30 protein-coding genes are annotated in these 25,844 nt (G+C 60.0%); 12 read left to right on the top strand and 18 right to left on the bottom strand.

Translation table 11 applies throughout. The annotated features are described in order from the left end of the window. Nucleotides 1-9: 9 nt before the first annotated feature. Nucleotides 10-420, top strand: a complete 411-nt coding sequence (locus tag ACR0KM_RS17845; protein ID WP_480823095.1) for a F0F1 ATP synthase subunit epsilon — start codon at nucleotides 10-12, stop codon at nucleotides 418-420. Between the two features lie 111 nt (nucleotides 421-531). Further along, nucleotides 532-882, top strand: coding sequence for an H-type lectin domain-containing protein (locus ACR0KM_RS17840; protein ID WP_480860928.1), 351 nt, complete (start codon nucleotides 532-534; stop codon nucleotides 880-882). A 33-nt stretch (nucleotides 883-915) separates the two neighbouring features. Here the strand turns inward: ACR0KM_RS17840 and rpiB are convergent, their stop codons facing one another. Further along, nucleotides 916-1,359, bottom strand: coding sequence for a ribose 5-phosphate isomerase B (gene rpiB, locus ACR0KM_RS17835; protein WP_480860925.1), 444 nt, complete (start codon nucleotides 1,357-1,359; stop codon nucleotides 916-918). Nucleotides 1,360-1,374: 15 nt separating this feature from the next. Continuing rightward, a complete protein-coding gene (locus ACR0KM_RS17830; protein WP_480823089.1) occupies nucleotides 1,375-2,394 on the bottom strand; it encodes a ribose-phosphate pyrophosphokinase in 1,020 nt (339 codons plus the stop codon). 108 nt (nucleotides 2,395-2,502) lie between these two features. Between ACR0KM_RS17830 and ACR0KM_RS17825 the strand changes: the two genes are divergently transcribed. Beyond that, nucleotides 2,503-3,105, top strand: coding sequence for a DsbA family protein (locus tag ACR0KM_RS17825; protein ID WP_480860923.1), 603 nt, complete (start codon nucleotides 2,503-2,505; stop codon nucleotides 3,103-3,105). Between the two features lie 82 nt (nucleotides 3,106-3,187). Here the strand turns inward: ACR0KM_RS17825 and ACR0KM_RS17820 are convergent, their stop codons facing one another. From ACR0KM_RS17820 to ACR0KM_RS17790, 7 genes are all read right to left on the bottom strand, one after another. Next, the gene (locus ACR0KM_RS17820) at nucleotides 3,188-4,222 is read right to left on the bottom strand and encodes a threonine aldolase family protein (protein ID WP_480860921.1); all 1,035 of its coding nucleotides are present in this window, start codon (nucleotides 4,220-4,222) and stop codon (nucleotides 3,188-3,190) included. Continuing rightward, nucleotides 4,222-4,695, bottom strand: a complete 474-nt coding sequence (locus ACR0KM_RS17815) for a YcgN family cysteine cluster protein (RefSeq protein WP_480860919.1) — start codon at nucleotides 4,693-4,695, stop codon at nucleotides 4,222-4,224. The genes ACR0KM_RS17820 and ACR0KM_RS17815 overlap by 1 nt, the downstream gene beginning before the upstream one ends. Beyond that, nucleotides 4,692-5,624, bottom strand: a complete 933-nt coding sequence (locus ACR0KM_RS17810) for a bifunctional riboflavin kinase/FAD synthetase (RefSeq protein ID WP_480860917.1) — start codon at nucleotides 5,622-5,624, stop codon at nucleotides 4,692-4,694. Before ACR0KM_RS17810 ends, ACR0KM_RS17815 begins: the two co-directional genes overlap by 4 nt. A gap of 60 nt (nucleotides 5,625-5,684) precedes the next feature. Next, nucleotides 5,685-6,128: a MaoC family dehydratase gene (locus tag ACR0KM_RS17805; protein ID WP_480860915.1), complete on the bottom strand. Its 444-nt coding sequence runs from the start codon at nucleotides 6,126-6,128 to the stop codon at nucleotides 5,685-5,687. A gap of 101 nt (nucleotides 6,129-6,229) precedes the next feature. Continuing rightward, a complete protein-coding gene (locus tag ACR0KM_RS17800) occupies nucleotides 6,230-7,105 on the bottom strand; it encodes a TIGR01459 family HAD-type hydrolase (protein WP_480860913.1) in 876 nt (291 codons plus the stop codon). A gap of 231 nt (nucleotides 7,106-7,336) precedes the next feature. After that, nucleotides 7,337-8,257 (bottom strand): manganese-dependent inorganic pyrophosphatase, encoded by a 921-nt coding sequence (locus ACR0KM_RS17795; protein ID WP_480860911.1) that lies wholly within the window; start codon nucleotides 8,255-8,257, stop codon nucleotides 7,337-7,339. A gap of 99 nt (nucleotides 8,258-8,356) precedes the next feature. Beyond that, nucleotides 8,357-9,337 (bottom strand): TraB/GumN family protein, encoded by a 981-nt coding sequence (locus tag ACR0KM_RS17790; RefSeq protein WP_480860909.1) that lies wholly within the window; start codon nucleotides 9,335-9,337, stop codon nucleotides 8,357-8,359. 91 nt (nucleotides 9,338-9,428) lie between these two features. Here ACR0KM_RS17790 and ACR0KM_RS17785 point away from each other — a divergent pair, with 91 nt between their 5' ends. From ACR0KM_RS17785 to ACR0KM_RS17760, 6 genes are all read left to right on the top strand, one after another. Beyond that, nucleotides 9,429-10,103 carry a DUF2161 domain-containing phosphodiesterase gene (locus ACR0KM_RS17785; protein WP_480860908.1) on the top strand — a complete coding sequence of 225 codons (675 nt, stop codon included), beginning with the start codon at nucleotides 9,429-9,431 and terminating at the stop codon, nucleotides 10,101-10,103. Between the two features lie 152 nt (nucleotides 10,104-10,255). Further along, nucleotides 10,256-10,543, top strand: coding sequence for a co-chaperone GroES (locus ACR0KM_RS17780; protein WP_480521535.1), 288 nt, complete (start codon nucleotides 10,256-10,258; stop codon nucleotides 10,541-10,543). 56 nt (nucleotides 10,544-10,599) lie between these two features. Continuing rightward, nucleotides 10,600-12,243, top strand: a complete 1,644-nt coding sequence (groL, locus tag ACR0KM_RS17775; protein ID WP_480823069.1) for a chaperonin GroEL — start codon at nucleotides 10,600-10,602, stop codon at nucleotides 12,241-12,243. Between the two features lie 180 nt (nucleotides 12,244-12,423). Next, a complete protein-coding gene (locus ACR0KM_RS17770; RefSeq protein ID WP_480860905.1) occupies nucleotides 12,424-13,266 on the top strand; it encodes a DMT family transporter in 843 nt (280 codons plus the stop codon). A 38-nt stretch (nucleotides 13,267-13,304) separates the two neighbouring features. Next, complete coding sequence (locus ACR0KM_RS17765) at nucleotides 13,305-14,078, top strand: esterase/lipase family protein (protein ID WP_480823065.1); 774 nt, start codon at nucleotides 13,305-13,307, stop codon at nucleotides 14,076-14,078. Beyond that, nucleotides 14,075-15,226 (top strand): alpha-D-ribose 1-methylphosphonate 5-triphosphate diphosphatase, encoded by a 1,152-nt coding sequence (locus ACR0KM_RS17760; protein ID WP_480860902.1) that lies wholly within the window; start codon nucleotides 14,075-14,077, stop codon nucleotides 15,224-15,226. The genes ACR0KM_RS17765 and ACR0KM_RS17760 overlap by 4 nt, the downstream gene beginning before the upstream one ends. Before the next feature lie 62 nt (nucleotides 15,227-15,288). Here the strand turns inward: ACR0KM_RS17760 and ACR0KM_RS17755 are convergent, their stop codons facing one another. From ACR0KM_RS17755 to ACR0KM_RS17740, 4 genes are all read right to left on the bottom strand, one after another. Then, nucleotides 15,289-16,356 (bottom strand): 5-(carboxyamino)imidazole ribonucleotide synthase, encoded by a 1,068-nt coding sequence (locus tag ACR0KM_RS17755; protein ID WP_480860900.1) that lies wholly within the window; start codon nucleotides 16,354-16,356, stop codon nucleotides 15,289-15,291. 2 nt (nucleotides 16,357-16,358) lie between these two features. Next, on the bottom strand, nucleotides 16,359-17,114 hold the full coding sequence (locus ACR0KM_RS17750) for an NAD(P)-binding domain-containing protein (protein ID WP_480860898.1): 756 nt from the start codon (nucleotides 17,112-17,114) through the stop codon (nucleotides 16,359-16,361). Further along, nucleotides 17,111-17,596, bottom strand: a complete 486-nt coding sequence (gene purE, locus ACR0KM_RS17745) for a 5-(carboxyamino)imidazole ribonucleotide mutase (RefSeq protein WP_480860896.1) — start codon at nucleotides 17,594-17,596, stop codon at nucleotides 17,111-17,113. Before purE ends, ACR0KM_RS17750 begins: the two co-directional genes overlap by 4 nt. A 76-nt stretch (nucleotides 17,597-17,672) precedes the next feature. Then, entirely contained in the window at nucleotides 17,673-17,897 is a 225-nt protein-coding gene (locus ACR0KM_RS17740; RefSeq protein WP_010441787.1) for a YdcH family protein, read from the bottom strand. Nucleotides 17,898-18,062: 165 nt separating this feature from the next. Here ACR0KM_RS17740 and ACR0KM_RS17735 point away from each other — a divergent pair, with 165 nt between their 5' ends. The 3 genes from ACR0KM_RS17735 to ACR0KM_RS17725 all read left to right on the top strand — a co-directional run bounded on the left by ACR0KM_RS17735 (nucleotide 18,063) and on the right by ACR0KM_RS17725 (nucleotide 19,670). Next, complete coding sequence (locus ACR0KM_RS17735; RefSeq protein ID WP_058275530.1) at nucleotides 18,063-18,476, top strand: Hsp20 family protein; 414 nt, start codon at nucleotides 18,063-18,065, stop codon at nucleotides 18,474-18,476. Nucleotides 18,477-18,481: 5 nt separating this feature from the next. Then, complete coding sequence (locus ACR0KM_RS17730; RefSeq protein ID WP_480530911.1) at nucleotides 18,482-18,706, top strand: DUF1150 family protein; 225 nt, start codon at nucleotides 18,482-18,484, stop codon at nucleotides 18,704-18,706. Between the two features lie 85 nt (nucleotides 18,707-18,791). Next, a complete protein-coding gene (locus ACR0KM_RS17725) occupies nucleotides 18,792-19,670 on the top strand; it encodes a PhzF family phenazine biosynthesis protein (RefSeq protein ID WP_480860894.1) in 879 nt (292 codons plus the stop codon). A gap of 5 nt (nucleotides 19,671-19,675) precedes the next feature. Here the strand turns inward: ACR0KM_RS17725 and ACR0KM_RS17720 are convergent, their stop codons facing one another. The 5 genes from ACR0KM_RS17720 to trxB form a co-directional block, all read right to left on the bottom strand. Next, nucleotides 19,676-20,524: a glycosyltransferase family 32 protein gene (locus ACR0KM_RS17720; RefSeq protein WP_480860892.1), complete on the bottom strand. Its 849-nt coding sequence runs from the start codon at nucleotides 20,522-20,524 to the stop codon at nucleotides 19,676-19,678. Between the two features lie 124 nt (nucleotides 20,525-20,648). Continuing rightward, a complete protein-coding gene (locus ACR0KM_RS17715) occupies nucleotides 20,649-22,367 on the bottom strand; it encodes a bifunctional sulfate adenylyltransferase/adenylylsulfate kinase (protein WP_480860890.1) in 1,719 nt (572 codons plus the stop codon). A gap of 203 nt (nucleotides 22,368-22,570) precedes the next feature. Next, nucleotides 22,571-24,256 (bottom strand): adenylate/guanylate cyclase domain-containing protein, encoded by a 1,686-nt coding sequence (locus ACR0KM_RS17710; RefSeq protein WP_480860888.1) that lies wholly within the window; start codon nucleotides 24,254-24,256, stop codon nucleotides 22,571-22,573. A 57-nt stretch (nucleotides 24,257-24,313) separates the two neighbouring features. Beyond that, nucleotides 24,314-24,787 carry an RES family NAD+ phosphorylase gene (locus ACR0KM_RS17705; protein ID WP_480823049.1) on the bottom strand — a complete coding sequence of 158 codons (474 nt, stop codon included), beginning with the start codon at nucleotides 24,785-24,787 and terminating at the stop codon, nucleotides 24,314-24,316. Between the two features lies 1 nt (nucleotide 24,788). Next, nucleotides 24,789-25,730 carry a thioredoxin-disulfide reductase gene (trxB, locus tag ACR0KM_RS17700; RefSeq protein WP_480860886.1) on the bottom strand — a complete coding sequence of 314 codons (942 nt, stop codon included), beginning with the start codon at nucleotides 25,728-25,730 and terminating at the stop codon, nucleotides 24,789-24,791. Nucleotides 25,731-25,844: the final 114 nt, after the last annotated feature.

Here is a 25,844-nt window from a genome sequence, read left to right as displayed (position 1 = left end):
GTATCCCTGATGGCAAACACGATGCAATTCGACCTCGTCAGCCCCGAGCGGAGCCTTGCTTCGCTTGAGGCCACTGCGGTCCAGCTACCCGGCGCGGACGGGGACATGACGGCAATGCCCGATCATGCCCCCACCATCACCACGCTGCGCCCCGGTCTGCTGAAGGTTGAGGCACCCGCAGGAGCCAGCGAATACCTGGTCACCGGCGGGTTTGCCCAGATCAACGGCGACAGCCTGTCGGTTCTGGCCGAAAAGGCCATTCCGGTGAGTGAAGTGACCCGGTCGCACTTGGATGACATGATCGCCGAAGCCCGCGCCTCGCACGAGGCCGCAAAGGCTGGTGACGATCAGACCATTGTCGACGATGCCGCCAAACTGCTGGCCGACATGGAAGCTCTTGGAACGCATATGAGCCTGTAACGGCTCATGTCAGTTTATTCGAAACGGCCCTGCTATGCGGGGCCGTTTTTTTGTCGTGATTTCGTCAAAGGCGCGCGGTAAGGTGCCGGAATTGAATGAAAAGACGACACGATGAAGAAGTTTCATACCCACCCCATTGGTATCGATCAGGGCGAGGTTGTTCTGTTCTCGGATTTTGCCGACGGCGGAGAGATGTGGACTGGCGAGGGCGCACGTGAACGGCGTACAAGCGTCCAGTTTAGCGAAGCATTCCGATCAGCTCCGACTGTGCAGATCAGCGTTTCGCTGTGGGATGTGGACACGTCATCGGCCCTGCGTGCCGAGGTTCAGGCGCAAGACATCACACCACAGGGGTTCAGCGCCGTATTTCGCACGTGGTCAGACACGCGCATCGCACGTATACGCGTAATCTGGACCGCGATCGGAGAGGTCTTTCACGCGGATGATTGGGACATCTCGTAGGTTTCTGGTTCCCCCGGACGATCAACAGCGTCTTCAGCCTGCCTCGATCATGTCCACCCGCGTCGCGTGGCGGCCGCCCTCGAATTCGGCAGAAAGAAACGCATCGACAATATCCAGCGCTTGTCCCTCGCCGATGACGCGCGCTCCGATGGACAGCATATTGGCATCGTTGTGCTGACGGATCATCCGGGCTGAAAACGCATCTGAACACACCCCGCACCGGATGCCGGGCACCTTGTTGGCGGCCATCATGATGCCCTGCCCAGTGCCACAAAGAATGATGCCCAAACGGCAATCGCCGGCAACAACCATCTCGGCTGCGGCCTTGCCGTGCAGCGGATAGTGCGTGCTTTCAGCGGTGGTCGGCCCGATATCGACGGCCTCCCACCCTTGTTGGGTAATATGTTTGGCGATGGCTTGGCGCAGTTCAATCGCAGCGTGGTCGCTGGACAGAACGATACGGTTGTTCCCGGTCACGTCTGAGCCTCCCGCTCAATCCATATGGTAAAGAGATTCATAGATCGGTGTCAGGGTCTTGTCCTCGAACAGGGACGAGACGCTGGTGCCGTTCCAGATGTTCAGGATCGCCTGCGTGAAAATCGGCGCGGTGGGCACGATGCGGATGTTGGGCGCGTTGGCGACCTCAGGTTTGGGCTGGATCGAGTCCGTCAGAACCAGAGATTTCATCACCGAGTTGGTCACGCGCTCAACCGCCGGGCCGCTCATAACCCCGTGGGTGATGTAAGAATGAACCTCTTTCGCGCCATTGTCGATCAGCACCTGAGCGGCCTTGCAGAGGGTACCGGCGGTGTCGCACATATCGTCCACGATCAGGCAGATTTTATCCTTCACGTCGCCGATCACGGTCATCTCGGCCACTTCGCCCGCCTTTTCGCGGCGTTTGTCCACAATCGACAGCGGCGCGTTGATGCGCTTGGCCAATTCCCGCGCGCGGGCCACGCCGCCGACATCCGGCGACACCACCATCAGATCATCCATTTGCCCCTTGAACTGCTTCTTTACATCCAGCGCAAAGATTGGTGAGGCGTAAAGGTTGTCGACCGGCATGTCGAAAAAGCCCTGAATCTGCGCAGCATGCAGGTCCATGGTCAGAATACGCTCGATCCCCGCTCCGGTCAGCATATTGGCCACCAGCTTGGCGCTGATGGGCGTACGCGCCTTGGTGCGGCGATCCTGCCGCGCATAGCCAAAATAAGGGATCACGGCAGTGATGCGTTGCGCGGACGACCGGCGCAGGGCGTCAGCGATGATCAACAATTCCATCAGGTTGTCATTGGCCGGATTTGAGGTCGGCTGGATGATGAACATATCCTCGCCGCGCACATTCTCGAAAACCTCGACGAAAATCTCACCATCGTTGAAGCGTTCCACCCGCGCCTCGACCAATCCCTGATCAACGCCGCGGTGCAGGCTCATGCGGCGGGCAATGGTTTTGGCAAGCGGAAGATTTGCGTTCCCAGCGATAAGCTTGGGTTCGTGAAGTGTCGGCATCGGCTGATTTTCCCCGGGCAGCAATGGCAATGTGACAGATTCGTGATGTTGACACCGCTTAGCATGGCCTTACCGTCCCGCAAAGGTAACGCAGCGGAGAAAGTGAACATGGCCCAGATTGACTACTATTTTGCGACAATTTCGCCCTATTCCTACCTGGCGGGCACAAGGCTGGAAGAGGTTGCGGCAAAGCACGGTGCGACCATCAACTACAAACCGCTCGATATCATGGCACTGTTTTCCAGAACCGGGGGCACCCCGCCCAAGGACAGACATATCTCGCGCACCGAGTACCGCGCGCAGGAACTCCTGCGTCAGTCCAAAAACCTGGGGATGGATTTTAACCTTAAACCCGCCCACTGGCCGACCAATATGGCTCCGTCCTCATATGCAGTGATCGCTGCCACTCAAGAGGGTTCGGGGGATGTCGGGCAGTTGTGCCACTCTTTGCTGCGTGCCTGCTGGGCCGAGGAAAAAGACATCGCCGAGGACAGTGTGATCCGGGATTGCCTGACGCAAGCGGGGTTCGATCCGAACCTTGCCGATACCGGCCTGCTGGCGGGCGCTGAAACATACGCAGCCAACCTCGAAGAAGCCGTAGAACGCGGTGTCTTCGGCGCGCCCTTTTACATCACGCCAGATGACCAGCGCTTCTGGGGTCAAGACCGCCTCGACGACCTCGACCGTCACCTCGCGACGCTAAAGGCGTGACACAGTCCGCCTGCTTCATCTGGCCATAAATATCCCGGGGGAGTCGCAGCCTGCTGCGACGGGGGCAGAGCCCCCAACTCCCTTACAACAAGCCCAGAAATTGATCGATCTGATCCGCCGATATAGACCAGTCACACACCAGACGGCACGCGAGCATCTCATCTTCATCCGCGCCCTCCAACGTGTCGCCCCATAGGTGATATATTGCACCTGCGTCGTGCAGCTTGCGATGCAGACGACGCGGGAAGCGCGCAAAGATCATGTTGGCCTGAGGCTCATGCAAGAACGCAGCCCCCGCGGCGCGCAAACCATCAGCAAGACGCGCGCAGTTGGCGTTTGCCTGACGGGCTGATCTCAACCAAAGATCAGCCCTGAGATAGGCGGCCATCTGTGCCGACAAATAGCGATGCTTGGAAAACAAATGCGCCCCGCGTTTGCGGCGCAGCTCGAATTCCCAGGCTTTGCTTTCATCAAAGAACACCACAGCCTCGACGCCCATCAACCCATTCTTGGTCCCGCCGAAACTGACGGCGTCGACACCGGATTTCCACGTCATCTCTGCCGGAGAACAGTTCAGAGCGACCAAAGCATTGGTAAACCGCGCCCCGTCCATATGGACGGGCAGATCATACGTCTTCGCCACCCCGCACAGCGCCTGCAGTTCTTCCAGCGTATAGACCGACCCGCGCTCGGTCACTTGCGTGATGGAAACCGGACCTCGTTGCGGCCCGTGCACGCCGCGGGTTTCTTCGCCTTCGATGGACTGACGCAGCGCGTCGGGGCTCATCTTGTCACTACCTTGCACAAGGGTCAGCTTGGCCCCGCTGTAGAACTCGGGCGCATTGCATTCATCCTCATGGATATGCGCCACGGGGGAACAGAATACCGTCTCCCACGGTTGAGATAACGTAGCCAAGGCCAGAGAATTCGCCGCCGTCCCCGTCGCCACAAGATACACCGCCGCGCCGGGAGCCTCAAAAATACCTCTGATGCGATCGCGCACCTCATTCATCAGAGTGTCCGCGCCATAGGCCATCTGATAGCCCTGGTTGGCTTCGGCCAAAGCGGCGAGTACCTCGGGGTGGACAGGCCCGGAATTGTCAGAGGCAAAATGCATCAGCTCGGCTCCTCGATGATATAGTCTTCCCACTCTTCCAAGGGGGTTTCGAATTCAGATACGGTGCGCCCCTGCACGGATACGCCTGCGGCATGAACGCTGTCCGGCGTACCAGATATCAACGGATGCCAGTCGTAAAGGGGCTTGCCTTCCCACAGCAGCCGATAGGCGCAGGTCTGTGGCAGCCAATAGGCATGGCTGTCGATGTTGTCGGGGCGCATCACGATGCATTCTGGAACGAACTGATGCCGGATGTCATACTGCGTGCAGCGGCAGCTTTCGTCATCCAGCAGGCGGCATGCGACACAGGTCAGGGCAACCTCGCCCGTGTCTTCATCCTCCAGCTTGTTGAGGCAGCATTTGCCGCACCCATCACACAGCGCCTCCCACTCGCGCGGGTTCATCTTCTGCAGCGGCTTACGCTCCCAAAAACGCGGGGTCAGCCCCGTACGGTCGATGGGGTCTTTGCTCATGGGGCAGCCAAAAGCGCGCGGGCGCGGGTGCAATCGTCGTTCATCTGGGTGATCAACCCGTCGAGGCCATTAAAGGTCATCTCCGGGCGCAGATATTCTACCAACCCAACCGAGAGTGTCGCGCCATACAGATCGCCCGAGAAATCGAACAGGAAGGTTTCGATATTGGGTACTTCGCCGTTGAACATGGGCCGTGTCCCCACCGACGCCGCCCCGCGATAGCTGCCCTGATGCGGGCCGTCCAGCACGTCGACCAACACGGCATAAACCCCGAATTTCGGTGGGTGCAACCCTTCAATCGACATATTGGCTGTTGGAAAACCCAGTTCGCGACCGCGCTGTTCTCCGCCAACAACTTTGCCCTCGATACGATGCCAGTGCCCCAGCATTGCGGCAGCATCGCGCGGCCGGCCCTCGGACAAGGCCGTCCGGATCGCGGTGGACGACACCACATTCTCGGACCGTTCCATCAAAGGGGCGATCGTGACGCCAAAACCCATCTCGTTGCCGAACTGTTGCAGGTCCTGCGGCGTGCCACTGCGTCCTTTGCCAAAGCAGAAATCGGCGCCTACGACCACATGCGCCAAACCCAACCCATCGCAAATCACGTTCCGGGCAAATTCGATTGGCGTCAGACCGGCCAAGGCGGCGTTGAACGGCAACTCATAAAGCTTCTGCACGCCCAGTTTCTGCAACCGGTGCGCACGGGCATTGCCACGCATCAGGCGAAAGGGCGGGGCATCGGGGGCAAAATACTCCCGCGGATGCGGCTCAAAGGTCATCACACCCAGCGGAGCCTCGGGGTGAGCATTGCGCGCAAGTTCAATGACGGATTGGTGCCCAAGATGAACCCCGTCAAAATTCCCTATGGCGACGCTGGCACCACGGTCTTCTGGCTCGACAAACTGGAAGTCACGTATGATCTGCATGAAGATTGCCTAGCGGGACTGCCCGGCAGGTTCAAGCTGCAGATCGGACCAAGCGGGGGATCAGTCGAATTTACGGCTGGGGGCCAGCACCATCGCCTCACCCACCAAGACCTTTTTCCCATCGACCGCACAGTGACAATCCAGCTTCACGCGGCGTTTGGCAAAGTCGATATCGATCACCTTGACCTCGGCATAGACCATATCGCCGGGGCGTACCGGGGCGAGGAATTTCAGCGACTGGCCCATATAGACAGTGCCATGTCCCGGAAGTTGCTCTCCGATCACCGCCGAGATCAGGCCTGCTGTCAGCATCCCATGCGCAATGCGGCCTTCAAAGATCGTGTCACGGGCATAGTCATCGTCCAGATGCACCGGATTGCGGTCCGTCGAGACCTCGGCAAACATCTCGATATCCTCGTCCGTCACCACCTTACGCAGGTGTCGGGACATACCCATTTCAATGTCTTCGATACAAATCGTTCCGCGCGGAAGGTTGTCCAACATGTCGCCCTCATTCGAGATCTTGCGGGTAACAAAAGTCCATCAGAAGTCACCCCTCGGCAACTTTATTACTTCGCAACTGCAGAAAATCAAGCTTTTTCTGATTAACGCAAGCGACCGATAGAGAAGGTCGGATTTATATTTTCCTTTTCATTGTGGTATCTTAGCGCGTCCTCATCCGGGTGGTGCGACGTTTTGGTCTCTGCTGCTGCCAGCCCGCCGGTGATGAACAGCGTATCAATCCCTTCGCCCATCCCGCCCGCGATGTCGGTTTGGGGCCCATCGCCGATGGCCAGAATCTCGGAATCCCCGATATCGGCGCCAAGCGCCGTCAGCCTTCGGCGCGCCAGATCGTAGATCGGAGGGTGCGGTTTTCCAAAATACAGGCTCTCGCCACCCATATCGGTATAAAGCCGCGCCAACGCCCCCGCGCACCACTCCCGGGTCTCACCCCGGTCGACAACAATGTCGGGATTGGCGCAGAGCAGTTTCATGCCTTTTTGCTTGGCAAACAGAAAGTCGGGCCGGTTCACCGCGGGATCGGCCATCGGATCAAACGGGCCGCAGCACACGATGCCTTCGGCCTCATCCAGCGGCACGCGCTCGATGTGAATTGGATGATCCAAAATCTTCAGGGGCTCAAAGAAACCTGCGTCGCGCTGCCACTTACCCATGAAGTAAACCTTCTCACCCACCGCTCCTCGAAACATCGCCGACCGAGCCGAGTCGCCGCTGGTTGCAATCGTGTCATAGGCATCCTTGGGAACACCGAACTGAGCAAGCTGTTCGGCCACCCCGGCACGTGGTTTGGGAGAGTTCGTGACCAGCACCACAATACCGCCACTCTGCCGATACGCCTGCAAGGCGGCCACGGCCTCGGGGTAAGCAGTGATACCGTTGTGCACACAGCCCCACAGATCGACGAATAGCGCTTTGTAGTTGTCCGAGATTTCGGCAAGGGAAGAGATGATCCGGGTCATAGGCCCCTCATGTGGCATTGCTGTGAGATACCCAAGCCTATGGCAGAGCTGGCCTTGTTTGGCCAGAGGGGGCTCTGCCCCCGACGCGGCAAGCCGCGTCTCCCCCGGGATATTTGGGGCCAGATGAAGCAGGGGATCCGCACTTCATCTGGCTAAAAATATCCCGGAGCGCGAGGCAGAGCCTCGCAAAAAGAAAAGGGCGTCCGCTTGGGACGCCCCGTGGGATTGGGATCAAACCTTGAGGTTCGGGATGATCTGCTTTTTCCGGCTCATGATACCGGGCAGGACGACGGCATCGCCATCGACGGATGCGCCGAAGCTCTTTTCGGCAACACCTTTCACCAGATCGTTGGGCACCAGCAAGGTGGCCTCTTCGTTCAGGATGTCGACGACAAACAGCAGAATCTGATCCACACCATCTTCTTTGGCCACGTCGACCATCGACGCTGCAAGGCTGTCCTTGCGGTCCAGCACAACGCCCGGTGCGGTGGTTTCCAGGACCGAGACGCGGAATTTGGTGCCGTCGACCTCGTATTCCTTGCTGTCCATGCGGATCAGCTCGGCATCAGAGAATGACGATACATCAGATTTCGCGGCGAACATGTCGGCGGCGTAGGCCGATACGTCCAGTCCCAGATCGGCGGCCAGCTTCTCGGCCACGGCGCGATCATGCGCGGTGGTAGTGGGCGAGCGGAACTCCAGCGTGTCCGACAGGATGCAGGTCAGGGCTGCGCCCTTGACCGCGTCGGGCATTTTGGCAGCATCGTCGCCGATCAGGTCGATCATGATGGTTGCCGTGCAGGCCAAGGGGCGCACGGTGATATCGATCGGGCCTTTGGTTTCCAGACCACCGACCAGCTTGTGGTGGTCGATGATCGCGCGGATGTCGGCGCTGTTGATGCTGGCGGGCAGCTCTGCAGGGTTATTGGTGTCGACGATGACAACCGGCGCGCCTTCGGCCACGTCTTCGATGATCTGCGGCTTGGGCAGGTCCCAGCGCTGCAGCATGAAGTTGGCTTCGGTGTTGGGTTCACCCAACAGAACCGGGGAGGCTGCCTCGCCTTTGATCTCGTTCAGGTACCAGGCCCAAAGGATAGGTGAGCCGGTCGAGTCGGTGTCAGGGGATTTGTGACCAAGAACTTGGATTGTCATGTCTGCGCCTTGAAGGAATGTGGATTTGCGCGCCTTATAGGGCGGTCAATCGGGCTTGTCACCTGCAAGCCGACCTGCTGCGACCCTTGGTCTGAAATCTTAGAAAGGGGCGCGTTCCAACGTGTATCCGGCGTTCTGCAATTGGTTCAGCAACCCGTACTCATTGTTCAGATGTCCAGCCCCGACCGCAATCACGACTGTCTGATCTTTCATGGCGAGAATCTTCTGCATCCAGTTGGCGTTTCGCTGCACCAACAATTGATCCTCGAAGCTTTGCCATTCGGCGTCAAATTCTTCGGGCGTTAACCCGGATGCCTCAAGGCCCTGCAGCTTGGCAAGCTCGATGATCAGGGCGTGCTGTTCGTCGAGATAGGTGTTGGCCATGGTGATCATCTGATCATCGCCGGCCTGCAATGCGCCGGCCAGTCTGGTCAGCGAGGCAACCTGCTCCTCAAGCGAGTGGCTGTCGAACATGGCGATCAGATCGTCGATCCGCTCGAGCGAGAATTGAGGGATGTCGTGCTGTTCGGCAAGTTCGGTCAGGCGGGTGTCCATGCCGCGGTCGAAATCGGGGGTATCCATCAGGCAGGGCGGGATGCCCAGCATCATGCTGAGGAACCATGGGCGCATCTTGGCGGCCATCCAGCCCGGGATGCCGCGCTCGGCCAGAGTGGCAGAGAGCGCGGCCCAGTCTTCCTCGGGCATCAGGTCGATCAGCGTGGGGCCAGAGGTGATCAGAACCGGGCTGAAATCATTGGCCAGATCGCGCTCGAACGCGTCCATCTCGGCCTGCGTGACTTCGAAATAGAAGGCATCGGCGGTGCTGAGGGTCGGGGTGAGCCGGTCGATCACGGCCCCCATGCGAGGGTCATTGGTGTGCAGGGTTCCGATCAGATGCAGGACCGTATCGCCCTTCTGCGCAATCCAGTGATTGCCTTCGGGGAAGGGAATCGCGTTGACGGTCTGATCCAGTTCGGCCCTGATCTCGGGCGACAGGTCCAGCCTCAGGTCACGCCCTTCGCAGGCGGCGTGCGCGGTGAGGGGTAACAGAAGGCCGATGCAAAGGCTGAGCAAGCGCATTGGGTCTCTTTCTTGGGGCTGGTTTCTTGACCAAGACTTATCTATGTGTCCAGCGGCTGGCAATCCGCGCGAAACCGCATAGCATGGCGGCATGAAGCGCGAACAGGACCTCTATCCCCCAATCAAAGCCCTGCTGGAACGGCAAGGCTATACCGTCAAGGGCGAGGTGGGTGCCGCTGATATCGTCGCCATCCGCGAGGGTGGAGAACCCGTTATCGTGGAACTCAAGCTGAGGTTCAGTCTTGCGTTGTTTCATCAGGCGATCACGCGGCTGAAGGTGACCGATCAGGTCTATCTTGGGGTATGCAAGCCCACGGGGCGTAGCGCGCGCCGGGCGTTGAAGGACAATCTGGTGCTGTGCCGCCGGTTGGGTCTGGGGTTGATCACGGTGCGTGCCGATGGCGTGGTCGAGGTGCAGTGCGATCCGGGACCCTACGCGCCCCGCAAAAGCAAGACCCGAACCCAGCGTCTGCTGCGCGAGTTTGAGCGGCTGCAAGGCGATCCGAATTCCGGCGGTGCGACCCGGCATGGAATCGTGACTGCCTATCGTCAGGACGCGCTGAAATGTGCGGCGCATTTGGCAGAACATGGCGCGACCAAGGGCGCCGCAGTCGCGCAAGCCACCGGCGTCAGCACTGCGACCCGCGTGATGTATGACAATCACTATGGTTGGTTCGACAAGGTTGCAAAGGGTGTCTATTGCTTGACCGAAGCCGGGCGAGAGGGCCTGAAACACTGGGCCTACAGCTGGGATCAGCCCGACTGAGCTGTTTGGTGAAAAAATCTCTCACATCTTGTTGACTCACCGCGGGTGACCTCCTAGCTATGCGTCGTTATCACTCGATGACCTTGAGTGCTAACGCCCCGCCAATCGGCGAGGGGAGGATTAACAAACTTTGAGCCCAAGGAGCTGCAAAGATGGCATTGAAACCGCTTCATGACCGTGTGCTGGTTCGTCGCGTTGAAAGCGAAGAGAAAACCGCAGGCGGCCTGATCATTCCTGACAGCGCAAAAGAAAAGCCCAGCGAAGGCGAAGTCGTTGCAACCGGCGAAGGCGCGCGCAAGGACAGCGGCGAACTGATCGCAATGGCTGTGAAAGCCGGCGACAAGATCCTGTTCGGCAAGTGGTCGGGCACCGAGGTTCAGGTTGGCGGCGAAGAGCTGCTGATGATGAAAGAAAGCGACATCATGGGGATCATCGAGTAAGCCCGCGCGCTTCACTCTGATCTTCATTCAAAACTAATTTCTCAAGGAGAAACGACATGGCTGCAAAGGACGTCAAGTTCGACACCGATGCCCGTAACCGGATGCTGGCAGGCGTAAATGTTCTGGCCGACGCGGTTAAAGTGACCCTGGGCCCCAAAGGCCGCAACGTGGTTCTGGACAAATCCTTCGGCGCGCCGCGCATCACCAAAGACGGTGTTTCGGTTGCCAAGGAAATCGAACTGGAAGACAAGTTCGAAAACATGGGCGCGCAGATGGTGAAAGAAGTCGCCAGCCGCACCAATGACGAAGCCGGTGACGGCACCACCACCGCGACCGTTCTGGCCCAGGCCATCGTTCGCGAAGGTCTGAAGCAGGTTGCAGCTGGCCTGAACCCGATGGACCTGAAGCGCGGCATCGACCTGGCAACTGCCAAGGTTGTTGAAGGCATCAAGTCGGCTTCGCGTGAAGTCAAAGACTCGGCCGAAGTTGCTCAGGTTGGCACCATCTCGGCCAACGGTGAAGCCGAAATCGGCCAGCAGATCGCAGACGCGATGCAGAAGGTTGGCAACGAAGGCGTCATCACCGTCGAAGAAAACAAAGGTCTGGAAACCGAGACCGATGTTGTCGAAGGTATGCAGTTCGACCGTGGCTACCTGTCGCCTTACTTCGTCACCAACGCAGACAAGATGATCGCAGAACTCGACGACTGCATGATCCTGCTGCACGAAAAGAAACTGTCCTCGCTGCAGCCGATGGTCCCGCTGCTCGAGCAGGTGATCCAGTCGCAGAAGCCGCTGCTGATCATCGCGGAAGACGTTGAAGGCGAAGCGCTGGCGACTCTGGTTGTCAACAAACTGCGCGGCGGCCTGAAAATTGCAGCTGTCAAAGCACCGGGTTTCGGCGATCGCCGTAAAGCCATGCTGCAGGACATCGCGATCCTGACCGGCGGTCAGGTCATCTCGGAAGATCTGGGCATGAAGCTCGAGTCCGTCACCATGGACATGCTGGGCACCGCCAAGAAAATCGAAATCACCAAAGACGAAACCACCATCGTCGACGGTGCTGGCGAGAAAGCCGAGATCGAGGCACGCGTTGCTCAGATCCGCACTCAGATCGAAGAAACCTCGTCGGACTATGACCGTGAAAAGCTGCAAGAGCGCGTTGCCAAACTGGCAGGCGGTGTTGCTGTTATCCGCGTCGGCGGCATGACCGAAGTTGAAGTGAAAGAGCGTAAGGACCGTGTGGACGATGCTCTGAACGCAACTCGCGCTGCTGTGCAGGAAGGCGTTGTCGTCGGCGGTGGTGTTGCTCTGGTTCAGGCCGGTAAAGCACTGGAAACTCTGGAAGGTGCAAACGCTGACCAGAACGCGGGTATCAACATCGTTCGCAAAGCCATCGAAGCGCCGCTGCGCCAGATCGCCGAGAACGCAGGTGTTGACGGTGCGGTTGTTGCGGGCAAAGTTCGTGAATCGTCCGACGCAGCCTTCGGTTTCAACGCCCAGACCGAAGAATATGGCGACATGTTCTCGTTCGGCGTGATCGACCCGGCCAAAGTTGTCCGTACCGCTCTGGAAGACGCGGCGTCGGTTGCTGGCCTGCTGGTTACCACCGAAGCAATGGTTGCCGACAAGCCCGCCAAAGAAGGCGCGGCGCCTGGCGGTGGCATGCCCGACATGGGCGGCATGGGCGGCATGATGTAAGCTGCTTGGGCCATAGTGCTTACGAGCGGGGTCGCCTTTTGGCGGCCCCGTTTGCGTTTGGAATGCCCGCTGCGCGGTCATGCCTCCGGCGGGAGTATTTTTGAAAAGATGAAGGCTGGGCGGGTCTGGGCTGTGGGAAAGTGAGTGTGCAAACGCTGCCGAAACGGCTATGCGGTTGGTATGCGATTGTTTTTGCTGACCGCCCTGACCATGTGCGCCTTTGCGGCGAATTCCATTCTGAACCGTCTGGCGATTGACAGCGGGGCCAGTGACCCGGCGGGGTTTGCTGTCGTTCGGGTGCTGAGTGGCGCCGTGGTGTTGGCTGGCTTGGTGCTGCTGAGGGGTGGTTCGGTCCCTGTTCTCAGCAGGCGAAGACTCGTGGGGGCAGGGTCGCTATCGCTGTATATGATCGGATTTTCAGTTGCCTATTTGACTCTGGATGCGGGGTTGGGCGCGCTGATCCTGTTCGGCGTCGTGCAGATCACCATGTTCGCGGCTGGGGCCGCTTCCGGCGCTGCCCCGTCGGGACGGCAGGTTTTGGGGGCGGTCATTGCGCTGGGCGGGCTGGTTTATGTTTTGTGGCCCTCAGGCGCATTGCAGGTGGACCCGGTGGGGGCCGGTCTTATGACTTTGGCGGGGATCGGATGGGCGGCGTATTCGATCGCCGGGCGGTCTGAGCCGGACGCGCTGTCGGGCACAGCGGCCAACTTCGTCGTGGCGTTGCCAGTGACCGGCGCGGCCTTGCTTGCCTTGGGTGGGGCCTGGGAGATGACCGCGGCAGGCTACGGGCTGGCCGCGCTGTCGGGTGCTGTGACATCGGGGTTGGGCTATGCGTTGTGGTATCGTGTGCTGCCGCAGTTGGTCCCCGCCGTGGCAGCCATCGTGCAACTCAGTGTCCCGGTCATCGCCATTGCTGCAGGGGTGGTGCTACTGGGCGAAGTGGCCAGCCTGCGCCTGTTACTGGGGGCGGGATTGGTGTTGGGTGGAATTGCACTGGCGGTGGTGCGCCTGAACCGAGGCTAGGGGTTCCCTCAGGCCCGGATAGGGCTTATCTGGCGGGCATGAAGTTCCTGATTGTCATAGTGTTGCTCATCGTCCCCATCGCGGCGCAGGCAAAATGTGTCGTGCTGCTGCATGGGCTTGCGCGTACCGAGGCGTCTTTCGCGGTGATGGAGCAGCTGTTCCGCGCCCATGACTACACCGTCGTCAGGCCGGGATACCCATCGACCGACCTGCCGATTCCAGAGCTTGCAAACCAGACCTTGCCCGACGCCTTTGCGGCTTGTGGCGATGACACAGTCAATGTCGTGGCGCACTCTATGGGTGGCATCCTACTGCGCTATTGGCTGCAGGATCATACGCCCGAGAATCTTGGTCGTGTGGTCATGTTGGGGCCGCCGAATCAAGGGAGCCAGCTGGTGGATGAATTGGGTGCATGGGAGGTTTTCGGCATGCTGCATGGCCCCGCCGGTCTGGCCCTTGGGACCGGTCCCGAAGGTATCCCGCGGCGTCTGCCGCCCGTGGATTTTGATCTGGGCGTGATTGCTGGCGAGAACTCTCTGAACCCTGTGTTCTCATCCCTGATCGACGGGCCAGACGATGGCAAGGTCTCGGTCGAGACCACACGGGTTCAGGGCATGCTCGATCATATCGTCTTGCCTGTGACCCATACCTTTATGATGAATAACCCGCAGGTCATGGCCCAGACACTTCATTTCATTGAATTCGGTCGTTTCTCTCCCGAGATCACCTGGCTCGACGGGGTGCAGGGCATCATCGATCAGATATGTATCGGGCAGGACTGCTCGGAACCTGTCTCGGAGCCGTCGCAATGACGAAGCTGGACCTGACTTTCACCGGGGCAGAGGTTCTGCTGCCGGGCGCTGGCCTGACCCATGCCGATCTGTCGATTGCCGATGGGGTTGTGCAAGACAGCGCAGCAGGGCGGCGGGTTGACCTTGCGGGGTACCGTGTTTTGCCTGGCATCATCGATCTGCACGGCGACGGGTTCGAACGCCACATCGCGCCGCGCCGTGGTGCGATGAAACAGATGGGCGAGGGGATCGTTGCAGCCGAAGCAGAGCTTGCCGCCAACGGGATCACGACCGCGGTGATGGCGCAGTTTTATAGCTGGGAAGGCGGTGTGCGGGGGCCTGATTTCGCGGCGCAGGTGTTTACCGCGATTGACTCGGTAAAGGCCGAGCTTGCCACCGATCTGATCCCGCAGCTGCGTTTCGAAACCCATATGCTGGATGATTACCCGGACCTGCCGGGCCGGATCAGGGACTGGCGCGTTCCTTATGTGGTTTTCAACGACCATCTGCCGCATGACCGTCTGGCGCAGGGACGTACGCCGCCGCGTCTGACTGGGCAGGCTTTGAAGGCAGGGCGTAGTCCCGAAAAGCATCTGGAGATGCTGCAGACCATGCACAAACGCGGGGCCGAGGTGCCAGCGGCGCTGGACGCACTGTGCGCGACTTTAGCTGAGCGCGGTATTCGCATGGGCAGCCATGACGATGCCACGCAGCAGGGTCGCGACGAATGGCGCAGGCGTGGCGTGGGCATCGCCGAGTTTCCCGAAACGCCCGAGGCTGCCGAAGCCGCCCGGGCAGGTGGCGACCACATTATTCTTGGTTCACCCAACGTTGTGCGCGGCGGTTCGCACAAAGGTAATGCCAGCGCGCTGGACCTGATCGCAATGGGGCTGTGCGACGCGCTGGCCTCGGATTACCACTATCCCAGCCCGCGCCGCGCGGCGCTGATGCTGGCCAAATCGGGGCTGTGCGACTTGGCCACTGCCTGGGCGCTGCTCTCGTCAGGTCCCGCGCGTGTGCTGGGTTTGACGGATCGCGGTGAGCTGTCGCACGGAAAACGCGCCGATCTGGTCGTTATGGATGCCACAACCCATCGTGTTGCGCTGACCATGTCCGCAGGCCAAATCAGCTATCTCAGCGGCGCAATCGCCAGCCGTTTTCTGCGCTGATCCAAGCTTCATCTGGCCAAAAATATCCCCGCCGGAGGCATCGCGCGGCACGCGCGATTCTCCTAGCGCACGATCCGGTTGAAATGCGCCATCTTCCGGCCCGACTTGACCTCGGTCTTGCCATATAGATGCAGCGCCACGTCGCGCTCGCGTGCCAGATCAGGCACGCGGTCCATATCGTGACCGATCAGGTTCTCCATCACCACGTCCGAATGCCGCTGCCCGTCGCCCAAAGGCCAGCCCGCCACGGCGCGGATGTGCTGTTCGAATTGATCCACGGCGCAGCCGTTTTGCGTCCAATGACCCGAGTTATGCACGCGCGGCGCAATCTCGTTGACGATCAACCCCTGCGGCGTGACGAACAACTCAACCCCCATGACGCCGACATAATCCAGCGCATTCAGAATGTTGGCCGAGAGCAACACTGCATCCGTCCGTTGTGCCGGAGACAGCCGCGCCGGAACCGTGGTCGTATGCAGGATTCCGTCGCGGTGCACGTTCTCACCCGGATCGAAGCAAGCCACCTGACCGTCCAGACCACGCGCGGCTATGACCGAGACCTCGTGGCTGAACTTCACAAACCCCTCCAGAATGGAGGGAGCGCCCGCCATATCGGACAAAGCGGCCTCGGCGTCTTCAGGGCTGCGCAACCGAGCCTGTCCCTTGCCGTCATAGCCGAAACGACGGGTCTTCAGAATGGCGGGGGTACCGATCTGATCAACCGCGTCGCGCAGGCTGTTCAGATCCGTGACATCCGCGAAAGCTGCGGTTCTAAGACCCAACCCTTGCAGGAAGTCTTTCTCGGTCAACCGGTCCTGACTGACCCGCAGCGCCTCACGACCCGGACGGATCGGGCGGTGCGCTTCGAGCAAATCCAGAGCCTGCGTCGGGATGTTCTCGAACTCATAGGTGATCACATCGACCGAATCCGCGAAGGTTTTCAGCGCCTGCTCATCATCATAAGCCGCGGTTGTGACGCGATCTGCAACCTGACCAGCGGGCGGGTTGGCGCCGGGCTCAAAAATATGGGTCTTGAACCCCAGCCGGGCCGCTGCAACCGACAGCATCCGGCCCAGCTGACCGCCGCCCAATATCCCGATCGTTGCGCCGGGGGGGAGCATATCTGCCATCGTCACGTCTCCAATCGTTTGCCAATCGCGGTCAGAGCGGTGCGCAGCGCATCATGCGCGCCCTCGGACTGCAGGGTATCCGTCATCTGAAGGCTCAGCGTGCCCTCGGTCGCCAGCGCGTCGCGCTCGGTTGCCAACCGGCCCGCGCGCCCTTTTTTCAACGTCGCCAGAAAGCCTGACATAAGCTGTGTGGTATAAAACTCTGCGCCGTCCTTGTCGCCGGTTTGATTGGCCAACCACTCGGCCCCGGTTGCCATCAGGTCCAGCAGACCCGGTACCATGGCGCAGATGGCAAAATGTGCATTCAACGCCGCCTCATCCGCAACCTTCACCACGGGGTTTTCGGGTTCGAACAACTCTGCCAGCAGGCGGTCATTGCCATAGGCGGCCAGAGGGCAACCTCCGGTCTGCAAAAAGCCCAGCGGGATGGTTTGTACGAAATCCGATGCAGGCGCGCAGAGGGTCGAAAGCTGCGCCTGTGAAACTGCGGCCATCACCGAAACGATCTTCTGGTCGGCGCGAAAGGTCAGCGGGGTCAGCACATCTGTGGCGACCTGAGGGCGCAGGCAGAGGAAAACGATATCCGACGCGTCGATCACCTGCTGTGGGGTGCCGACACTGACCCCAAGCTCGGCTTGCAGGGCTGAGGAGACCTGCACATTGCGCTCGGTGACCCAGATGTCATGACCTTTTGCAGCCATCAGCCGCGCGATCGGGGCCGCGATATGGCCAGTGCCGATCAGGCCGATGCGTCTCATCCCTGTGGTGCCTCGGGGATCGAAGCCGACAACGCCTCGCGCCATGCGTCCAGCCGGTCCGCCAGCGCGGCGTCCTGCAGCGCCAGAATGCCTGCTGCCATCAGCCCCGCATTGGCCCCTCCGGCGGACCCGATGGCCATGGTGGCGACCGGAAAGCCCTTGGGCATCTGCACGATGGAATAAAGCGAATCCACTCCCGACAGGGCGCGAGTCTGCACCGGCACGCCAATCACCGGCACGCGCGTTTTCGACGCCATCATGCCGGGCAAGTGTGCTGCCCCGCCTGCGCCAGCGATAATGACCTGCAGGCCCCGCGACACGGCGGTTTTGCCGTAATCCCACAGGCGGTCTGGTGTGCGGTGGGCGGACACAATACGCGCCTCGTAAGCAATGCCCAATTCATCCAGAATATCGGCGGCCTCTTTCATCGTGGGCCAATCCGATTGGCTGCCCATGATGATCCCTACTTTCACATCGCTCATCCGCTTACGCCCCTGCCTTCGGAAAGAGCGCGCACTATAGCCAAATCCGCATATGTGGCAATGTGTTCCGCACCGTTCAGGCGATGATATCGGGGGTCAGGCGGTCTTCGATCAGGCGGATGATGTCTTTCAGCCGCAATTTCTGCTTTTTCAGCCGCTTGATCGTCAGCTGATCCGAGGTGCCCTTGGCCTGCAACGCCTCGATCGCCTCGTCCAGATCGCGGTGCTGGCGGCGAAAGACCTCCAGCTCCACCCGCAGGACTTCATCGGTTTTCATCGAAAGATCGGTGGGCGCGTTCATGGGCGACTCAGTGTTTCAAGTGGTGCTTGCGACACAAGATAGTGTGTCAGGGTTTATCCGGCCAGACCTTGTGGACATCCCTGTATCTTCCCATATTCTATAACACGCGGTTGCCGATGATGGGGCCGCAGAATACGTCGCTTTGACAATGAAGGACGAAAATACGTGTCGAAACTTACCTTGGGCTCATACCCGCATCTTTTGGGGTTCGAGCAATTGGAACGCCTTCTGGAACGGTCTGCAAAGGCCGGAAACGAAGGATACCCGCCCTATAATATCGAGCAGACCTCGGATTTTTCCTATCGCATCACCCTGGCCGTGGCCGGGTTCGCGGAAGAGGACCTGTCGATTACCATCGAGGATCGCCAACTGGTGATCCGGGGCCGTCAACGCGACGACAGCGAGGGGCGCATATTCCTGCACCGCGGCATCGCGGCACGCCAGTTCCAGCGCATGTTCGTGCTGGCTGACGGGGTCGAGGTGGGCGAGGCGATCATGGAAAACGGTCTGCTGCATGTGGACCTGACCCGCGCCGTGCCTGAAACCGTGGTTCAGACAATCAACATACGGAAGGGGTAAGAGCAATGAATACGCCGATTGAGCTTAATACCGAAGGGGATCGGATCGTTTACGTCAAGGCCGTCGATGTGGCTGACCTGCCACGTGATGTGCGCGAACAGGCGGGCGATCTGGATCAGCTATACGCCGTCCACGATTCTGACGGGCAGCAACTGGCGCTGGTCGCCGACCGCAAACTGGCCTTTGTTCTGGCGCGCGAACATGACCTGTCCCCGGTGGCCGTACACTAGACGGCCCCGCGTTCAGCCTAAATAACGTGACAATTGATGCGTTGCCGGTGAAACATGCGGCGACGCTTTTTGTTGGAGGACGCGCGTGGGCTGGCATGATTTTGATTGGGTGGACGCCTTCAGCGACCGGGCCTTCGGCGGCAATGGCTGCGCGGTGGTCCATGGCGGGGCGGGGCTGTCGGATGCTGTCTGCATGGCCTATGTGCGCGAGACGTCTTTGGTAGAATGCACCTTCACCGGGTCCTCTGACGTCGCCGATATCCGGATCCGCTATTTCCTTGCCAGCCGCGAGATACCCTTTGCCGGGCACCCGACCATTGCCACCGTCGCCGCGATGCGGTCTCGCGGTCTGTTTCAAGGCGATGCCCTGACGCTTGAGACCGGCGCGGGGATCGTGTCGATCAGGCTGAATGGTGACGAGATCGAGATGACACAGATCGCCCCGCAATTTGGCGCCCATGTGCCTATAGAACTGGTTGCCGCAGCCACCAATCTTTCGCCCGAGGATATTGTGTCTCCGCCGCAATTCGTGTCGACGGGCTTGCCCTTCTGCATCACCGTCCTGCGCGATCATGCGGCGTTGCGGGCCGCAAAGCTTGATGCGACGGCGCTGGGCAAAGTCTCTGAAAAGGCTGGTTTCCCGGGCAATGACATGGCCGAGCCGTTTCTGGTCACGCTTCAGGGCGCAACTGAGGTGGGTGATACCTTTTCGCGCCTGTTGATGGCCCCACCCAGCCCGCCCGAAGACCCGTTTACCGGATCGGCCACCGGCGCGATGGCGGCGTATTTGTGGAGCCATGGCTTGATGGACAAAGAGACCTTCATCGCCGAACAGGGCCATGACATGGGCCGCCCCGGTCAAGCGCGTGTGACGCGTGTCGGGCCTGCGGAGGCGATGACCGGGATCAAGGTCGCCGGGCGCGGCCATATTCTGATGCGCGGGCAGGTGAATTTGCCGGACTGACCCGCTCAGGCTCTTGGTTTCATCCACTCAAGCCGTGCAATGGGGTTTTGGGCCGGGTCAATTGCATGTCGCTGGCAGAGCCGCTGCAAATACGAGCCGGACACCGGCAGCCCGGCCCGCTGCGTGGCCAGCCACTTTTTCTGATGACCGTAGATATGGACAGAGTGGACGCCCGGACGCTCGATCTGGTCGAGCGGAACTCTGGGATCATGCAGCTTCCATAACTCTTCGACCGCCAGCGGATAGAGCGCCTTGGACGGCAAGGCGTGCTGATCCTCTCCGGTTTTGCGCAGGAAATGGCTCAGCGCTTTGGGGCCGGAGCAACCCCATGACAGCGCCTCGATCCCCCAGGTTTCGCCGTTCTGAACGCGTTCCCGGTTGATCCGGTGCAGGCGCGATCCGCGCCACGGCTGGGTCGGGTTCTCCGAGGTGATGAATTCCAGCATCTGCACCAGCGTTGGCGAGTCGGGCGGCAGCCTCAGGACGCCGTTCGGGTAGGACCCGTCGCCTGTTGGGGCAAACACATAAGGTGTGCTGAAATCGAAAGGCCGCACGCAATAGGCATCCAGATCGACCCAGATGAAATCCGTTTTCTGCAGCAGGTGCAGCCGGAAAATATCCGAGAACACTGCGACCCGGTGACGGATGTTTTCCTTCAGGTCAAACGGCGGCGGCCACAGAATGTCCGAAGCGGGGCGGATATCGACGCCCTGCGGTACGCCGCCCACGTGATCTGAGGTGTAGAGAACGAAGGCATGCCCGTTGTCCAGAAACGAGCGGATGCACAGGACCTCAAGCCAGGACAGATCCGAGCCGTACCAGAAACCGGCGATAGTCGGCAGAGTTTGCCCCATGGATTGATCGCGCCTGCAAGTACCCCTGCCCAAGCTATAATCCGTTTCACCCAGCGGCGGCAATGCGGACGCTGAAACGAAAACAGCCCCCGGAAGGACCGGGGGCTGTTTGACATGCGTAGGCTTAGTTGCCCGCGATCAGGCCCATGCTTTCCAGCTTCAGGAGCACCTGATGGGCGCAGTTGTCGACCTCGACATTCTCGGTTTCAACGCTGAGTTCGGGGTTCGCGGGCACGTCATACGGGTCGGAAATCCCGGTGAATTCCTTGATCTTGCCCTCGCGCGCTAGCTTATACAGGCCCTTGCGGTCGCGGCGTTCGCATTCTTCGATCGAGGTCGCGACATGCACCTCGCAGAAGGCACCGAACTGTTCGATCTCTTCCCGAACGGCGCGGCGGGTGGTGGCATAGGGCGCAATCGGCGCGCAGATGGCGATGCCACCATTCTTGGTGATCTCAGAGGCCACATAGCCTATGCGGCGGATGTTCAGATCGCGGTGCTCTTTCGAGAACCCCAGTTCCGAGGACAGGTTTTTTCGCACGATATCACCATCCAGCAGCGTCACCGGACGGCCACCCATCTCCATCAGCTTGACCATAAGCGCGTTGGCGATGGTGGATTTGCCCGAGCCCGAGAAGCCGGTGAAGAACACGGTGAAACCTTGCTGGCTGCGCGGCGGCTTAGTTTTGCGCAGTTCGGCGACAACTTCGGGGAAGCTGAACCATTCGGGGATTTCCAGACCTTCTGACAGGCGGCGACGCAACTCGGTGCCCGAGATGTTAAGGATCGTGACGTTGCCCTTGTCCTCGATCTCGTCATTGGGCTCGTACTGGGCGCGCTCTTGCACATAGACCATGTGTTTGAAATCGACCATCTCGACGCCGATCTCGTCCTGGAGCTGACGGAACAGGTCCTGCGCGTCATAGGGGCCATAGAAATCCTCACCCGCCGAGTTCTTGCCCGGACCGGCATGGTCGCGGCCCACGATGAAGTGGGTGCAGCCATGGTTGGCGCGGATCAGCCCGTGCCAGACCGCCTCGCGCGGGCCAGCCATGCGCATGGCGAGGTTCAGCAGGCTCATCGAAGTGGTTGAGGCCGGGTACTTGTCCAGCACCGCCTCATAACAGCGGACGCGGGTGAAGTGATCGACATCGCCCGGTTTCGTCATGCCGACGACGGGATGGATCAGCAGGTTGGCCTGCGCTTCCTTGGCGGCGCGGAAGGTCAGTTCCTGATGCGCGCGGTGCAGCGGGTTGCGGGTCTGGAAGGCCACGATGCGACGCCAGCCCAGCTTACGGAAATAAGCGCGCAACTCGTTCGGGGTATCGCGGCGACCACGGAAATCATAGTGAACGGGTTGCTGGATGCCGACCACAGGGCCACCCAGATAGACCTTGCCAGCCACATTGTGCAGGTAGTTCACCGCAGGGTGGGCATCGTCATCCGCGCCAAACACTTTCTCGGCCTCACGCGCCTTATCGGGCGTCCAGCGGTCGGTGACGGTCATGGTGCCGAGGATGACGCCCTCTTGGTCGCGCAGGGCAATGTCCTGACCCAGTTCGATCGTCTCGGCGAAGTCTTCGCTGACATCCAGCGTGATCGGCATCGGCCAGAGCGTACCATCTGCCAGCCGCATGTTGTCGACCACATTGTTGTAGTCCGCCTCGCTCAGGAACCCTTTCAGCGGGTTGAACCCGCCATTCATCAGCAGTTCCAGATCGCAAATTTGACGCGGGCTGAGATCCCAGCTTGTCAGGTCAGCGGCCTCGATCTTCAGTTTCTGGGCAGACTCGTATGAGACATACAGTTCGGGGATTGGGGCCAGATTGGCAAGCATCGTCATCGGAAAACTCTTTTGGACGTGGTGTTTTACGTGTGGTTTAAGGCGTGTTTGGATGGCGATTTGCACCGGGGCGACAGCGAAGTCCAGAGGGGCATCGCAACAAAGGACGATATGCGCTGTTTTTTCGGCGAATGGAACGATGTTCCTGTCTGCTTGCATAATTGCGGCGAATCTCCCCAGTGTGGCTACGTGAGTTTGTATATTTAGGCGATCCGTTCTTCCGGCGTGATCTGCTGCTGTAACGCCGAAGCGTGCGGAACGGGCAGGGCGGGGACAGGGGCCGTAACGCCCCGCAGCTGGAAATCACGAAGATCAGAGGGATTACAGGTCAGGCCAGCGGCGACCAGAACATCGTTGGAAACCAGCAGTTCGACGCCCAGAGCTTTGGTTTCGCCTTCCAGTCGACTGGCCACGTTCACCGCGTCGCCAATGATCGTGCGAGGCGCATGTTTTGCCGCACCGATTTCACCCAGTACCAGGTCGCCCAGATGCAGGCCCATACCGATGCGGACGGGCTGACTGCCTTCGGCCTCAAGCTGCTGGTTGAACCGCTCCAATGCGCGCCCGATACCGGCTGTCGCGTTCAGCCCCGCACGCGCGGAACTTGCGGCGTTTGCTGTTTCGAACACAGCCAGCAGCCCATCGCCCATATATTTGTCAACAACGCCGCCTTCCGCGGTGATCGATGGCACGATGGCGTCGAAGAACCGGTTCAACAGGAATACGATATCGTAAGGCAGTTGCCCTGTGGTTCGGGCGGTGAACCCACGCATGTCCAGAAACAGCACCGCCAATTGCCGTTCCTGCCCCTGACTTGCATGCGCGCGGTGACGTGCGCCATCCGGGCGAAAGACGCGAAACACTGTCATGGGGTCCGTCGGGCGCATCTGACAGGCCAGCCTTGTGCCGTTCGGGGCACCAACAGCTTTCAGACTGCGCGCCTCGATCTCGGTCGGCGGAGGAAGGCTGTCGGCCCCCTGCTCGACAACCACGCGGCAGGTCGTGCAGCGGCCTTTGCCGCCACAAAGCGCGGTATGCGGTATGCCATTTGCATGAGACATCTCTAGCAGGGTCAGACCCTTTTCCGAGACCACCTCGGGGCCGTTCACATATCGGATGCGCACCGAATGCCGCCGCCGCCACAGTTTACGGCCCAGATAAATCAGCGCAGTCAGGGCAAGAAGCGTCCAGAACACGGCCAGCGTATTGTCCTCGACCACAGACATGTCCTGAAACGCCTCGGACGAGGGCCAGTTGTAGTGATCTATGTATTGCTCACGCAGGTCCGGATCAGCGAAGTCGGCCCAGATGCGGCGCCCCTCGGTCAGGACGCCAGCCAGCGCGAAGGCGGGGACAAATACCGCGACACCGATCAGATAAGGCACAAGCTTGTTCCACCACGACGTCATGCGCAGCCACATATGCAGGCCGATGCAACCATGCACCCAGACCAGCAACAGCAGCAGGCTTTGCATCCAGATCGCTGTGCCCGTCCACATCAGGATGATGATATAGCCCATCTCATCGTTCACCCCGTAGATCTCGTGCGCATAGCGGGTATGGACCACATGAGCGATCAGTTGCAGCGGGATGAGCAGGCCCAAGATCACCTGCAGCGCGACACTGAACGGCATGCGCAGCGTCCTGCGCTGCGCGATCGACAGCAGCGCCAGGCCAGAGTGGACCAGCAGCGAGATGTACAAAAGCAGGCTTACCAGATCGTGTCGGGATACGGTTTTGCGGCCATCCTGCATTCCGTGCAGCAGGTCTGTATGAAACAGGCCGAGGCCGATATTGGTAAAGTGAAAAAACGCAAAGACAAACAGCACCAGACCGCTTGCGATCCTGAGCCGGCTGATCCACCCGCCGCGCCAAAGAGCATTCTCCAAAAGCTCACCCGTTTTTCGCTTTGCCTCAGGTGATCCTGATATGCCGCCGCGTCGCGGTCAAGACGTGGGCGCCCCATCATGCGGGCGCCAGAGCTGAGCGTTGCCCAACGGCGCGATCAGGCGGCGGTGGACCTTGAACAAGACCAGATGGCTAAGGTCCGGTCGCGATCGCGAACTGTAAAGCAAACCGTCTGCGCCTTCGGCCCGCGCCAGATCAGAATATTGCCATGTTGGCGCGGGATCACCGCGCTCTCGTGTGTCCTGCCACACAACCGAGACATCGGGCTGCCCGCGGAAATCCATCATCTGCGCGCCGTTGACCTGAAAGTGTTGCAGAACGCGCGGCGGATCATCGGATGATATGTACCGCCGGATGGCGATCCCGGCCCCTTCGACGCTGAGCGAGGCATAAAGAGCGAATTGTCCCGAATGATGAAACCGGCCTTCGGGCGCGCGCGCACGGCATAGTGGGCTGTCCGATTGCGATCGGAACAGAATTCTCCAGACCGGACCGGAGAATTCTGTGATCATATCAATCGTTCTCGGCCAGGAAGCGTTCGGCATCCAGTGCGGCCATACAGCCCATGCCCGCGCTGGTCACAGCCTGTCGGTAGACATGGTCGGTCAGGTCCCCGGCGGCAAACACGCCCGGGATCGAGGTCTGCGTGGTGCCCGGTTTGGTGACCACATAACCGCCCATATGGGTTTCCAGCGTGTCCTTGACCAATTCGTTGGCGGGGGCATGACCGATTGCGACGAAGACACCTTTGCAAGGAATTTCAGTGATTTCACCGGTTTTCACGTTCTTGACGCGCACAGCTTCCACGCCCAGTGGCGCATCGGTTCCGACGACTTCCTCCAGTTGATGGAACCAGAGCGGCTCGATTTTCTCATTCTTGAACAGCCGGTCCTGCAGGATCTTCTCGGCGCGCAGTTCGTCGCGACGGTGGATCAGAGTGACCTTGCTGGCGAAATTGGTCAGAAACAGGGCTTCTTCGACTGCGGTGTTGCCGCCGCCGATGACTACGATTTCCTGTCCGCGATAGAAGAACCCGTCGCAGGTGGCGCAGGCAGAGACACCAAAGCCCTTGAATTTCTCTTCGGACGGCAGGCCCAACCACTTGGCACGCGCCCCGGTGGCCAGAATGACGGCATCGGCGGTATAAACCGTGCCGCTGTCACCCTTTGCAGTGAAGGGGCGCTGGCTGAGGTCCAAATCGCTGATGATATCGCCGATTACTTCGCAACCCATCGCCTTGGCGTGGTCCTGCATCCGGACCATCAGGTCGGGGCCCTGCACTTCGGTGTCACCGGGCCAGTTCTCAACCTCGGTCGTGGTGGTCAGCTGCCCGCCCGGCTCGATCCCCTGCACCAGAATCGGCTCTAGCATGGCGCGGCTGGCATAAACGCCCGCAGTGTATCCGGCAGGTCCCGATCCGATGATCAGAACCTTGGTGTGTCGTGTTTCGGCCATGGTATCCCCACTCAATTTGCCCTTCTGGACAATTGTCCAGTGCGGTTCGATATAACGACCCGTTGTCTGCGCTTAAAGCCCCTTCCTGTTGCATACCCGATTTGCACCGGCACT

The sequence above is a fragment of the Ruegeria sp. G10 genome, assembly GCF_056533645.1.
The sequence above is the reverse complement of the archived record's forward strand: the minus strand, read 5'-3'. Positions and strand labels throughout refer to the sequence as shown.